At 70.1% G+C, this 12963-nt stretch carries 11 protein-coding genes; 7 read left to right on the plus strand and 4 right to left on the minus strand.

Translation table 11 applies throughout. The features are described from left to right. Positions 1-39: 39 nt before the first annotated feature. The 3 genes from mshB to ACWCOV_RS15125 all read left to right on the plus strand — a co-directional run bounded on the left by mshB (position 40) and on the right by ACWCOV_RS15125 (position 3338). Complete coding sequence (gene mshB / locus ACWCOV_RS15115; protein WP_449829826.1) at positions 40-951, plus strand: N-acetyl-1-D-myo-inositol-2-amino-2-deoxy-alpha-D-glucopyranoside deacetylase; 912 nt, start codon at positions 40-42, stop codon at positions 949-951. Further along, a complete protein-coding gene (locus ACWCOV_RS15120) occupies positions 951-1445 on the plus strand; it encodes a flavin reductase family protein (RefSeq protein WP_449829827.1) in 495 nt (164 codons plus the stop codon). The genes mshB and ACWCOV_RS15120 overlap by 1 nt, the downstream gene beginning before the upstream one ends. Before the next feature lie 123 nt (positions 1446-1568). Continuing rightward, the gene (locus tag ACWCOV_RS15125) at positions 1569-3338 is read left to right on the plus strand and encodes a VanW family protein (protein ID WP_449829828.1); all 1770 of its coding nucleotides are present in this window, start codon (positions 1569-1571) and stop codon (positions 3336-3338) included. Here ACWCOV_RS15125 and ACWCOV_RS15130 read toward each other — a convergent pair. Together ACWCOV_RS15130 and ACWCOV_RS15135 are read right to left on the minus strand one after the other, a co-directional pair. Next, on the minus strand, positions 3335-3769 hold the full coding sequence (locus ACWCOV_RS15130) for a type II toxin-antitoxin system PemK/MazF family toxin (RefSeq protein WP_449829829.1): 435 nt from the start codon (positions 3767-3769) through the stop codon (positions 3335-3337). The genes ACWCOV_RS15125 and ACWCOV_RS15130 overlap by 4 nt on opposite strands. Positions 3770-3780: 11 nt before the next feature. After that, a complete protein-coding gene (locus ACWCOV_RS15135) occupies positions 3781-4707 on the minus strand; it encodes a GNAT family N-acetyltransferase (protein WP_449829830.1) in 927 nt (308 codons plus the stop codon). Positions 4708-4821: 114 nt separating this feature from the next. Here ACWCOV_RS15135 and fdxA point away from each other — a divergent pair, with 114 nt between their 5' ends. Next, positions 4822-5148, plus strand: a complete 327-nt coding sequence (gene fdxA, locus ACWCOV_RS15140; RefSeq protein ID WP_131285641.1) for a ferredoxin — start codon at positions 4822-4824, stop codon at positions 5146-5148. Between the two features lie 64 nt (positions 5149-5212). Here the strand turns inward: fdxA and ACWCOV_RS15145 are convergent, their stop codons facing one another. After that, on the minus strand, positions 5213-6190 hold the full coding sequence (locus tag ACWCOV_RS15145) for a hypothetical protein (protein WP_449829831.1): 978 nt from the start codon (positions 6188-6190) through the stop codon (positions 5213-5215). A gap of 82 nt (positions 6191-6272) precedes the next feature. Then, positions 6273-7208, minus strand: a complete 936-nt coding sequence (gene dapD, locus ACWCOV_RS15150) for a 2,3,4,5-tetrahydropyridine-2,6-dicarboxylate N-succinyltransferase (RefSeq protein ID WP_449829832.1) — start codon at positions 7206-7208, stop codon at positions 6273-6275. A 196-nt stretch (positions 7209-7404) separates the two neighbouring features. Here dapD and ACWCOV_RS15155 point away from each other — a divergent pair, with 196 nt between their 5' ends. Genes ACWCOV_RS15155 through ACWCOV_RS15165 form a run of 3 tightly spaced genes read left to right on the plus strand, consistent with a single transcriptional unit; the run spans position 7405 to position 12232 of the window. Further along, a complete protein-coding gene (locus ACWCOV_RS15155; RefSeq protein ID WP_449829833.1) occupies positions 7405-8214 on the plus strand; it encodes a phosphotransferase family protein in 810 nt (269 codons plus the stop codon). Continuing rightward, positions 8211-9104 carry an NAD-dependent dehydratase gene (locus ACWCOV_RS15160; RefSeq protein ID WP_449829834.1) on the plus strand — a complete coding sequence of 298 codons (894 nt, stop codon included), beginning with the start codon at positions 8211-8213 and terminating at the stop codon, positions 9102-9104. The genes ACWCOV_RS15155 and ACWCOV_RS15160 overlap by 4 nt, the downstream gene beginning before the upstream one ends. Positions 9105-9121: 17 nt before the next feature. Next, positions 9122-12232: a GH92 family glycosyl hydrolase gene (locus ACWCOV_RS15165; protein ID WP_449829835.1), complete on the plus strand. Its 3111-nt coding sequence runs from the start codon at positions 9122-9124 to the stop codon at positions 12230-12232. Positions 12233-12963: the final 731 nt, after the last annotated feature.

Raw genomic sequence — 12963 nt, forward strand, 5'->3', positions numbered from 1 at the left:
GCCGGGCCAGCTGTCGGCGGCCCGACGTAGGCTTTCGGCATGAGTGAGCTTCCTGATCGCCGGCTGTTGCTGGTGCACGCCCACCCGGACGACGAGACGATCAACAACGGCGTGACGATGGCGAGGTACGTCGCCGAGGGCGCCGGCGTCACGCTGATCACCTGCACGCTCGGTGAGGAGGGTGAGGTGCTCGTCCCGGAGCTCGAGCACCTGGCCTCGAACCAGAGCGACCAGCTCGGCACGCACCGGATCGGCGAGCTGGCGGCCGCGATGGCCGAGCTCGGCGTCACCGACCACCGGTTCCTCGGCGCGCCCGGGAAGTACCGCGACACCGGGATGATCTACAACGAGGAAGGCAACGCCGACGTGCCGCCGCAGACCCGGCCGGACAGCTTCTGGCAGGCCGACCTGCTGGTGGCGGCCAACGACCTGGTCCCGGTCATCCGTGAGGTCCGTCCGCAGGTGCTGGTGACGTACGACCAGTACGGGAACTACGGCCACCCCGACCACATCCAGGCCCACCGCGTCGCGACGTACGCGGCCGCGCTGGCCGCCGCCCCGTCGTACCGGGAGGACCTGGGCGAGGCCTGGGACATCCCGAAGATCTACTGGAACGCGATGGCCGAGTCGAGCCTGCGGGACAGCCTGCGGAAGCTGCGCGAGTCCGGGGACACGACGACTTTCGAGGGGATGGACCCGGAGGGCCCGCTGGGGCCGTTCGTCACCCCGGACCGGTTCATCGACTGCGTCATCGACGCCGCGCAGTACATCGACCAGAAGATGAACGCGATGAAGGCGCACGCGACCCAGATCACCGTCGACGGCCCGTTCTTCGCGCTGTCGAACAACAACGGCAACGAGATCTGGGGCTCGGAGGCGTACCGCCTGGTCAAGGGCACGGCGGCGCCGGGCCCGGACGGCCTGGAGCACGACCTGTTCGCCGGGCTCTGATGCCGGCGCCCGCGGAGTTCCGTGCGGCGCTCGGGCGGTTCGCCTCCGGCATCACGATCATGAGCACGCTCCAGGACGGTGTCGCGCACGCGATGACGGCCAACGCGTTCACGTCCGTCTCGCTCGACCCGCCGCTGGTGCTGGTCTGCGTCGACAAGGGCGTCCGAATGCATGCCGCCGTCCTGGAGTGCGGCTTCTGGGCCGTGTCGGTGCTGGCCGGGGACCAGGAGCCGATCGCCGACCGGTTCGCCCGCTCCGGGCGCGATCTCTACACCCAGTTCGACGGCATCGGCACGACGCCCGGCCCGAAGACCGGATGCCCGGTCATCGAACGCTCGCTGTCCTGGCTGGAGTGCCGGACCTGGGCGACGTACGACGGCGGCGATCACACGATCGTGGTCGGCGAGGTGCTCAGCCTCGGCGTACGGGAATCGGGTGATCACGGAGCGTTGATCTACTACGACAGTGACTACCGAGAGCTATCGGACGGGTGAGCCCGGCGGGGCAACCCGGGCCTGCCCCGAGGGTCGGACTGGGCTGGCCCTTCCCGTAGGATGTGCCCTTGTGCCCCGTGCGGGCGCGGCCCGACTACGGCTCGAGCAGGAGGACTTCGTCCGGTGGGGAGACAGCAGCTCGCGGGGATCATCGCCGCGGCGGGGCTTGGTGTGCTCGTGGTGGGGTACGGAGCGGCCTTCGCGTTCGCCGGGGACAAGATCCCCGGTGACACCACCGTGCTCGGCGTCCCGGTCGGCGGGCTGTCCGAGGCTGACGCGAAGACGAAGCTCGAGGCCGGCCTGAAGGACCGGCTGGCCCAGCCGATCGCGCTGAAGGCCGGCGGATCGTCGTACAAGGTGGATCCGGCCGAGGCCGGGCTCAGCCTGGATGTGGACGCCACCGTCGACGCGGCGGGTGCGGGGCGCAGCCTGGCCCCGGGCCACATCTGGCATGCCCTGACCGGCGGCGACGAGATCGAGCCGGTGATCAAGAAGGACGACGCGAAGCTGCAGGCGGCCGTCGCCAAGCTCGCCGGCCAGGTGAACCGCCAGGCCACCGACGGCACGATCACCTTCAAGGACGCCAAGCCGGTCCAGCACGAGCCCGCCGACGGCCTGCAGATGGACAACGCGAAGGCGACCAGCACGCTGCTCGCCGCGTACCCCGCCGGCAGCACGCCGGCCGAGCTCGCGGTCACCGTGACCAAGCCGCAGGCCGACGCCGACGCGATGGCGCGGGCGATGACCGAGTTCGCCGAGCCGGCCATGTCCGGCCCGATCCGGCTGACCGTCGGGTCGAAGTCGGTCGAGCTGACGCCGGCCGAGCTCGCGCCGGCGCTGGCGGTGACCGTCAAGGACGGCAAGATCACCCCGTCGCTGAACGCGAAGACGCTCGAGCCGCTGTTCCAGGAGCGGTTCAAGGCGCTGGAGACGCTGCCCAAGGACGCCACGGTGCAGATCGTCGGCGCCGGTCCGAAGGTGGTCCCGGCCGTCGACGGCATGGTCGTGGACCGGGCCAAGGTCGGCCCCGCGATCCTGTCGGTGCTGCCCAAGCCGGTCGGCGAGCGCCGCGCCCAGGTCGGCCTGGCCGCGACCAAGGCCAAGGTGACCACCGAGGCGGTCCAGGCGCTCGGGATCAAGGAGGTGATGGGGCAGTTCACCACCCAGTTCCCGCACGCGCCGTACCGCAACGTCAACATCGGCACCGCGGCGCGCAAGATCAACGGCACGCTGCTGAAGCCCAACGAGATGTTCAGCCTGAACAAGATCGTCGGTGAGCGGACCAAGGAGAACGGGTTCACCGAGGGCAACATCATCAGCGGCGGCAAGTTCGTCCTCGACCTCGGCGGCGGTGTCTCGCAGTCGGCCACCACGACCTTCAACGCGGCCTTCTTCGCCGGGCTGAAGGACGTCGAGCACAAGGCGCACAGCGTCTACATCAGCCGCTACCCGATCGGCCGGGAGGCGACCGTCGCCTGGCCGTCGGTGGACATGAAGTTCCTGAACGACTCCGGGCACGGGATCCTGGTCCAGACCATCTTCAAGGCCTCCACGCCGGGCCGCCAGGGCAGCATCACGGTGAAGATCTGGGGCACCAAGGTCTGGGACATCACCGCTGGCCAGTCGGCCAAGACCAACCCGCGCCAGCCCGGGCTGGTCTACAACACCGAGGCGAACTGCCGCCCGCAGGCGCCGACGCCCGGCTTCGACATCACGATCTACCGGTACTTCTCCCAGAACGGCGTCCGGAAGAAGACCGAGTCCTTCGTGACCAAGTACAACGCGGCCGACGACATCCGTTGCGGCCCGAAGCCGGGCACGACCCCGCCGCCCGCGTCGACCACCCCGCCCGGCCTGGGCAAGCCGACCACGACCACCCGCCCGCCCGGCTAGCCCTGCAGCTTGTGGAGCTCGGCGGCGACCTGGTTGAACAGGTCCTCGCCGATCACCGCGCCTTCCCGCCGCACCTCGGCCGGGTCGATCCGGAGCACCCGGTCCAGGCGCACCTCGCTGCGGCGGCCGCCGCGGTCCCACGCGCCGCTGCCGATGTCCAGCCAGACCCGGCCCCAGCGCGCCTCGTCGGCTGCGTCCCGGTCGTGGTCCTTGCTGGTCAGGATCAGCGCCAGCAACCACGGCCCGTCCGATCCGACGACCAGCACCGGCCGGTCCTTGCCCCGGTTGTGGTCCTCCTCGAACGGCACCCAGGTCCAGACGATCTCGCCCGGGTCCGCCACCCCGTCGTCCGGGTGCGGCGTGTACTCGACGTGCACCGTCCCCTCGAAGTCCCCCGCGTACTCCGGCCGCTCCGCTACATGATCCGCCATGGGATCTGAGGTTAGCGGCTGGTCAGATAGCGGTAGCGGTAGGCGGGCGCGTAGCCGAGGTGCCGGTAGGCGGTCACGGCGGGCGTGTTCTCCTCCAGGACCTCGAGATAGGTACGGCGGCCGCCCAGTGGGCCTGACCAGCGCGCCAGGCCCTGCAGGAGGGCCGTGCCGAGGCCCTGGCGGCGGTACGACGGGTCCACGCGGATCGCGTCCACACCCAGCCAATGCCCGGTCATCGAGCCCCTCCCGACGGCGACCGCGCGGCCGTCCAGCGTGATCGAGGCGAACACGGCCTTCGGCGCGCCCTCCATCACGGTCGGTGCGGGCTCGGGCACCGGCCCGTCGAAGGCGGCTGCGTACCAGGCCGGATCGGGTTGCTCCGCGACCAGTACGTCGTACGCCGGAGCAGCGTTCACGTGGTCGAGGGTGGTGTGCATGACGAGGACGTCGGACTGCCCCGGACGGGCGTCGGTCCACCCGCAGGACCGGAACTCCGCCTCCTCAGGGCTGCCGAGCCGGACCAGGGCCAGCGGTGGCAGCCCGCGCTCGTCGTAGAAGGCCTCAGCGTGCTTGAGAGCCTCGGGCACCGCCATCCCGGGGTCGCCGGCGGGCAGCAGCGAGTTGGCCCGCCCGGTCCAGCCGGACGATGCCCGCAGCAACCACTCCCCGAGGTACGTCGTCTCCACGGCCGGCCGGCCGAGGGCGGTGGTCAGGAACAGCTGCTCCACGTCCACCGGCCGCAGCGGCATCTCCGGGATCGTTTTCGCCGCCGTCACATCGCTGACACGAATCTCGTGCAGACTGCTGTCAGCGTGCCGAACGACAAGGCCCTCCGGGTCCCCGGACTGGAGCACACCGATCACGTCGGTCAGGCCGCCGGGGATCCGGTGCCGGACGACGACACGGTGGCCGATATCACGGGCACTGAAGCCTGACACGATGCGGACTCCTGGCAGAGTGGGCGAAGTACTACCGTGATACTAGATACCTGCATCACAGCATCGCAGCACCCCAAGCCAGCGCTGCGCTTGCCTGCCATAGGAGGAGTAGCAGTGACCTACGTCATCGCGCAGCCGTGTGTTGACCTGAAGGACCTCGCCTGTGTCGAGGAATGCCCCGTCGACTGCATCTACGAGGGCAACCGGATGCTGTACATCCACCCGGACGAGTGCGTCGACTGCGGAGCGTGCGAGCCGGTGTGCCCGGTGGAGGCGATCTACTACGAGGACGACACTCCGGAGCAGTGGAAGGACTACTACACCGCGAACGTCGACTTCTTCAACGACCTCGGCTCCCCGGGTGGTGCGTCCAAGATGGGCAAGATCGACAAGGACCACCCGTTCATCGCCGCCCTGCCCCCGCAGGAACACGACGAGTAAGTAGCCGGCTACTGAGCGAGGCGGGGCGCCGGTGGTGCCCCGCCTCGCGTCTTGTTGGCGGCGGTTACTGCTCGAGCACGTCCACATGGACGTGGTCGAGGTGGCGGAGGATCGTGGGGTCGCCGGAGCGGGCAGGTGGCGTGTAGTCGCGCCAGCCGCTGTCGGAGCGGCGTCCGGCGGTCCAGATCTTGTCGCTGAAGATGACCGTCCGGATGTTCAGCAGCTCCGCCCGGGCGACCAGGTACTGCGCCATCGCCCACCCCTTGGCCGAGTTCGCCGTCGAGATCGGCCGCACGAACACGTCCACCGCCCGGCCCTCGTAGTGCGCCGAGCCCTCCATGTGCCCGGACCGGATCCCGCCCGGCGCGTACCCACCGGTCGACAGCTTCCCGAACGTCGCCAGCAGATCCCGCCGTACGGCGTCCGCACGCGGCGTCAGCCCGTTTCGGCCCAACGTCTGCGCCTCGACCGTGTCGGGGTCCACGGTGCAGCTGAACACGGCCTTCGACTGCCCGGTCAACGCCGACGCGAGGATCCGCGCATCGGCCTCGTGGTCCGCGTAGGCGTTCGGGAACGCGCTGCGCTGGACCCGGTCGGCCGCCACCGTCACGGCGAGCGTCTGGTAGTTCCTGATCTTCACCAGCGCGTCGTAGAACTTCCCGGCCGCGTAGTGCGGGTCGCGGACCTGGGCCGCCGTACCCCAGCCCTGTGAGGGCCGCTGCTGGAACAGCCCGAGCGAGTCCCGGTCGCCGTGCGCGAGGTTCCGCAGGCCCGACTCCTGGTACGCCGTCGCCAGCGCGATCGTCGCGGCTCGCGCCGGCAGCCCACGCCGTACGGCGACCCCCGCGATGAGCGCGGCATTCTCAGCCTGCTCCAGGTCCACTACGACGGTCGCGCCGCCGACGGTGGCCTCGCACTGCTCCTTGGGCGGCAGCAGCGATGGGAGGTCCTGGTCGCCGACCCAGTTGATCGCGAGGCCGACGGCGAGCGCGAGCGCGCTGATGGCGCCCACGGCGATGACGGCACCCCGCTTTATCGGCATACCGCTCCCAACGTTCGGGAGCGGGGCCGAGGTTCCTGACGATGGGTCACGAAGTGGTTGACGCGCTGGACCTGCCGCTGGTTCACGCGTTGGCGTGAAGTGCCTCGTTCAGCGTGATGCCCTCACCGGTGCGCGGGCGGGCCTCGACAGCGCCGGTGACCGAGTTGCGGAGGTACAGCAGGCCCGGCTGGCCGGACAGCTCACGCGCCTTCACCACGCTGCCGTCCGGCAGGGTGACCTTGGTGCCGGCCGTCACGTACAGTCCGGCCTCGACCACGCAGTCGTCGCCGAGCGAGATTCCGGTGCCGCCGTTCGCGCCGAGCAGGCAGCGCTTGCCGATCGACACGACCTGCTTGCCGCCGCCGGACAGCGTGCCCATGATCGACGAGCCCGCCCCGATGTCGCTGCCGTCGTCGACCACGACGCCGGCCACGATCCGGCCCTCGACCATCGACGTACCGAGCGTGCCGGCGTTGAAGTTGATGAAGCCTTCGTGCATCACCGTGGTGCCGGCGGCCACGTGCGCGCCGAGCCGGACCCGGTCGGCGTCGGCGATCCGCACCCCGCTCGGTACGACGTAGTCCGTCATCCGCGGGAACTTGTCGACACTCGTCACGGTCAGGTACTGCCCGGCCGCCCGCGCCCGCAGCCGGACCTGCTCGATCTCCTCGACCGGAACCGGGCCGAGCGACGTCCACGCGTTGTTCGGCAGGGCGCCGAAGATCCCGTCCAGGTTCACACCGTGCGGGCGGACCAGCCGGTGCGACAGCAGGTGCAGCCGCAAGTACGCGTCCGCCGTACTGCCGTCCGGGGCCTGGTCGAGGGCGATCTCGGCCGAGACGACCTCACGCCGTACCTGCCGGAGCTCGTCGTTGCCCTCCGCGGCGATAAGCTCGGCGGGCGCCTTCGCGTCCGCCAGCTTGCTGCCGAGCTCAGGAGCCGGGAACCAGACATCGAGCACGGTCCCGGCAACAGTGACGGTAGCGAGGCCAAAGCCCCAGGCATGCGTGGCATTCATACCCAAAGCCTGCCAGACCCCACCTGCACCACCGAAAACGGCTGCAAAAATGGACACCGCTCCGCGGCGGCAGCCCAGTCGGCCGCCTCCGGCGGCGCGGGATCGCGGTGGGCTGATTGCTGGGCGGTGGGGTGGGGGCGTGTGGTCTACTCGTCGGATGCTTCCGAGGTGGCTTGCGGTTGTGTCTGGTCCTTTGGTGGGGGCTACTGAGGCGCCGGGGGTTGAGGCGTTGCACGGGGAGCTGCTGCGGCAGTGGGGGTCGTCGGAGGTGTGGCGGCTGTCTTACGGGCTGCGCAGTGTGATTGCGAAGCGGGGGACCGACGGGCAAGCCGACGAGGCGCGAGCGTACGAGCGTTTCGTCGTACCGCTTGGCCTGCCTGCGCCCCGCCTGATCCACACCCACCGCGACGGCGACGCCGGGGTGATGCTCCTGGCGGATGTCGGCCGGGTGACGCTGGAGCAGGAGCCCAGCGCGGACGGGTTCGCCGCCGCGGCCGAGTTGCTCGCGACGATCCGGCAGGCACGAGTGGACGGCCCGAGCGAGTTCCCGGCCGAGCGGGTGAAGGAGCTGGCGGACCGGATCGGCCGGATTGACTTCGACCTCGCACCTCTGGCCCAGGCGCTCGCCGCGCTGCACCGGGACGCCCCGACGGCCGTTGTCCACGGCGACTTCGTGCCGAAGAACCTGGTCACCGACGGCACCCGCTGGACCGCGATCGACTGGCCGGGTGCCTACCTCGCGCCGCACCTCAGCGACCTCTACACGCTGATCCGCGACGCCGTTGCCCTCGGCCACGAACGCGGACCGATCGTCGCCCGCTACCTCGAGGCGACCGGCGCCGATCCGGCACTCGTCGACCGTCAACTGCTCGTCGGCGGCGGCTGCTTCTACCTCATCGCCCTGCGCTTCATCGTCGAGGAGGGCCTACGCACGATCCCCGAGTCCAAGAACTGGATCAGCGGCCTCCTCGCCGAGCTGGAAGACGTGGTGACGCAGCTGTCATGAAGCTCCTCGTCCTCGGCGGCACCAAGAACCTCGGCCGCCACGTGGTCGAGGCCGCGCTCCGCGACGGTCACGAAGTCACCCTCTTCAACCGCGGCCTGACCAACCCGTCCCTGTTCCCCGAAGCGCGTCGACTGACCGGCTCACGCTCACAACCGGACGCCTTGGCGACCGGGGAGTGGGACGGTGTCATCGACATGTCCGGCTTCCTGGTTCACGACGTACGACGCTCCGCCCAGCTGCTCCGGAATCGCGTCGGCCACTACACGTACATGTCGTCGATCGCGGTCTACGCCAGCAAGAGCACACCCGGGATGACGGAGGACGCCCCGCTGCTCCCGTGGCCGGACGACGCGCCCGAGGACCACTTCACCATGGACCTCTACGGCCCCTCGAAGGTCCGCTGCGAATCCTTGCTGGCGGTCTCCTTCGGCGACCGCACCTCGGCCGTCCGCTCCGGCTTCGTCGTCGGCCCCTACAACCCCGACTTCGGCAACTGGGGCGAGGCCCTCGCCCACGGCAAACCGCTCGAATGCGCCGCCCGCCCCGACCAGCCCATCCAGTACGTCGATGCCCGCGACCTGGCCGCCTTCCTCCTGCACGTCACGGTCGACCGCGTTCCCGGCCCGTTCAACGCGGTCGGTCGATCCACCACGATGTCGGACCTGGCCGAGGCCTGGCGTTCCGTCGTACCCGATCCGCCCGCGGTCGACTGGTCGCCGGCCGAGGACCGCTTCCACCTCCCGCACGACGGCACCAACGATGGCACCTTCCAGCTCGACAACTCCCGGGCCCTGGCCGCCGGCCTGACCCTCCGTGCCGACGCCGAGATCGCCCGCGACTACGTGGCCTGGGTCCACGCAGGGAACACCCCGCCTCCGCCGCCGCACTGATCCGTAGCATTGCGGGGGTGATCATCGAGACAGGTGGAGGTCCGGTCGGTGGCCGGACCAGCCCGAGCGGCGTCGGTTTCAGCAGCGTCAACGCGACCCGGTACTCCGGTACGACGGGCAGCCGTCAGGAGGCCGCGCTCCAGGCGGGTCACCACGTCGTACGGCCGGGGGACCGGCTGCGGTACCTGATCTACCCGGAGCTCGACGTGCAGCTCGAGTACGCGGCGACGTACGCCGCGGTGGACCTGGTCTTCACCGATGGCAGCCGCCTGTCCGAGCTCGGCGTACTGGACCAATACGGGATGCCGTTCGACGCCGCCGGCCAGGGCGCCGCCAAGATCCTGTACGCGAACCAGTGGAACGACGTCCAGGTCGACCTGACCGCGGCGGCCGGGCGCACTGTCGAGCAGATGGTCCTGACCGTCGACGCACCGGACGCCGGCACGGAGTTCGAGGGCTGGATCGACGACCTGGAGATCGGACCGGCCCCGGCGCCACTGGACGGCTCGGACCTGACGGCGTACGTCGACACCCGGCGCGGCACCAACGCCAGCCACGACTTCTCCCGCGGCAACACGCTCCCGATCACCGCCTGGCCGAACGGCTTCAACTTCCTGACCCCGGTGACGGACGCCTCGACCCACCGCTGGCCGTACGAGTACCACCGCGCCAACAACGCCGACAACCGCCCCGAGCTCCAAGGCCTGAGCTTCTCGCACCAGCCGAGCCCGTGGATGGGCGACCGCGACCAGCTGTCGATCATGCCCGTCGCGGCCGCCGAACCACTCGGTGACCCGGCCGCTCGCGCCGCGGCGTTCAGCCACGACGACGAGATCGCCCGCCCGGACCTCTACTCGGTCCGGCTCGCGAACGGTGTCAGCGCCGAGCTCGCACCCACCGACCACGGCGCGATCTTCCGCTTCACCTTCCCCGCGGGCGCGCCCGGCCGGCACCTGATCTTCGACACGATCGACGAGCAAGGCTTCTTCGAGTACGACGGGACCGCGCTGACCGGCTGGGTCGAGAACGGCTCGGAGTTCGGGCGCACCCGGATGTACTGCTACGGCGTCTTCTCCGTCGCGCCCGCCGGTTTCGGCCCGACCGTCGGCGGCCGCTCCAACGCCCGCGCGGTCAGCTTCGATGCGGCCGACGAGATCACCCTGCGCATCGCCACGTCCTTCATCGGCGTCGACCAGGCCAAGCACAACCTGGAACTCGAACTCGCCGGCCGGTCCTTCGACGACCTCCGCCAGGCCGCCAACGCCGCCTGGAACGAGCGACTGCAGGTGATCCAGCCCAAGGGAGCGACCGAGCCGCAGTTGCGCACGGTATACGGCAACCTCTACCGCCTCAACCTCTACCCGAACTCCCACTTCGAGAACGCCGGCACTGCGGAGCAGCCCGACTTCCGGTACGCGAGCCCCGTCGTCCCGGCTGAAGGTACGGCGACCGACCGCGAGACCAACGCAGTCGTCAGGCCGGGCAAGATGTACGTGAACAGCGGCTTCTGGGACACCTACCGCACCGCGTGGCCGGCGTACGCGTTCCTCTACCCGGAGCTGGCGGCAGAGCTGGTCGACGGCTTCGTTCAGCAGTACCGCGACGGTGGCTGGATCGCCCGCTGGTCCTCCCCGGGGTACGCCGACTGCATGACCGGCACCAGCTCGGACGTCGCGTTCGCGGACGCGTACCTGCGCGGCGTCCCGCTGCCCGATCCGCTGGCGACGTACGACGCCGGTCTGCGGAACGCGACCGTCGCCGCCGAGGCAACCGAGGTCGGCCGCAAGGGTGCGGCGACCGGCTTCTTCGCCGGGTACGTCAGCACCGACACCGAGGAGAGCGTGTCCTGGGCGCTCGAGGCGTACCTCAACGACTTCGGTCTGGCCGCGATGGCCGAGCGGCTGGCCGGCGACCCGTCCGTGCCTGGCGAACGACGGGCCCGGTTGCGCGAGGAAGCGTCGTACCTGCGTCGTCGGTCCCTGAACTACGTGCTGCTGTTCGACCCGGCGATCGACTTCTTCCAGGGCCGGCGGCCGGACGGGCAGTTCGCCAGGACGCCGGAGGAGTTCGACCCGTGCGAGTGGGGCGGCGACTTCACCGAGACATGCGGCTGGAACTTCGCGTTCCACGTCGCCCACGACCCGCGCGGCCTGGCCAACCTGTACGGCGGTCCACGCGGCCTGGAGGCGAAGCTCGACGAGTTCTTCGCCACGCCGGAGCTCGCGGTGAAGAAGGGCACCTACTCGATCGTCATCCACGAGATGCTCGAGGCCCAGGCGGTCCGGATGGGCCAGTTCGGCTTCAGCAACCAGCCGGCGCACCACATCGCGTGGATGTACAACTACGCCGGTACGCCGCACAAGACGCAGGCAATCGTCCGTGAGGTGCTGCAGCGGCTGTTCGTGGGGGAGCAGATCGGCCAGGGGTACCCGGGCGACGAGGACAACGGCGAGATGTCGGCCTGGTACCTCTTCGGTGCCCTCGGCATCTATCCGCTCCGGGTCGGCGCGCCCGAGTACGCGATCGGCTCGCCGCTGTTCTCGCGCGTTGTGGTGACACCTCTCGGTGGCACGCCGATCGAGATCACCGCCGAGAACCACGAACACCCTTATGTGCAAGACGTCCTGGTCGACGGCAAGCACCTGTCGGTAGCCTCCATCACCGACGCCGCCTTGCGCGCCGCACACCGCATCGAGTTCGTCCTGGGCCCGGCTCCGTCTGACTGGGCCACTCTGGATACCCCGCCGTCCCTGACCACCGACGACAGCATCGCAACCCCACTGGTCGACCTCATCCCACGCGAGGCACACCCCCTCTTCGACGACACCTCCACCACCTCCACGGTCGTGGACAGCCCCGTCACCTGGACCCTCCCCGACCCTGGGACCGCCACCTTCTACACCCTCACCTCCGGTCCTTCGCCAGACGCCGACCCAACCTCCTGGCGCCTAGAAGCCTCCCCCGACGGCTCCGCCTGGACCCTCCTGGACGAACGCCACAAGGAATCCTTCCCCTGGCCCCGCCAAACCCGCCCCTTCCAAATCCCCACCCCCGCCGCCTACCAGCACTACCGCCTGACCCTCACCTCCGGCCCTGCACCGCTCTCCCAACTAGAACTCCTCGCCTAAGCCCAAAGGACACCTCCGCGCGACGGCCGTTCTTCTGGCCGCCGTCGGTGGTGTGCGCGGTGGTGTCGCGCGTCAGCGGTGTTGGCGTCGGCGACTGCACCGGGCGACCGACATCGCTGCGCGATGGCTGTCCTTCTGGACACCTCCGGTGACGTGCGCGTACTGGTGTTGGGAGTGGGCGGGGTTGGCGCCGGCGACTGCACCGGTGGTGGGGACGGGCATCGCTGCGCGAGGGCGTCCAAAGCATCGCCGAGGCCCTGCAGGTCTCGGCGACACTGCCTCCTTGCAGAGCCGCCGACGTGTGTGGAGTGGTGTTGCACGTCGGCGTGGTCGGCGCCGGCGACTGTACGGGTTGAGGGAGGGGATGGACATCGCTGCGCGATGGCTGCCGTCTGGCCGCCACCGGCGGTGTGCGCGTGGTGGTGTCGCGCGTGGACGGCGTTGGCGCTAGCGACTACATCGGCAGATGGCGAGTGCGTGGGCGCCGCTGCGCGGCGGCTGTCCTGTTGGCGCGCGTACTGGTGTCACGCCTGGGCGCGGTTGGCGGTGGCGACTGCGCCGGTTGGAGGGGGATGGACATCGCTGCGCGATGGCTGTCGTGTTGGCCGCCTCTGGCGGTGTGCGCGTGGTGGTGTCCGCGGGTGGGCGGGGTTGGCGGTGGCGGCTGCATCGGTGGATGGCGAGTGCGTGGGCGCCGCTGCGCGGCGGCTGTCCTGTTGGCGCGCGTACTG

This window comes from Kribbella sp. NPDC002412 (genome assembly GCF_053592935.1).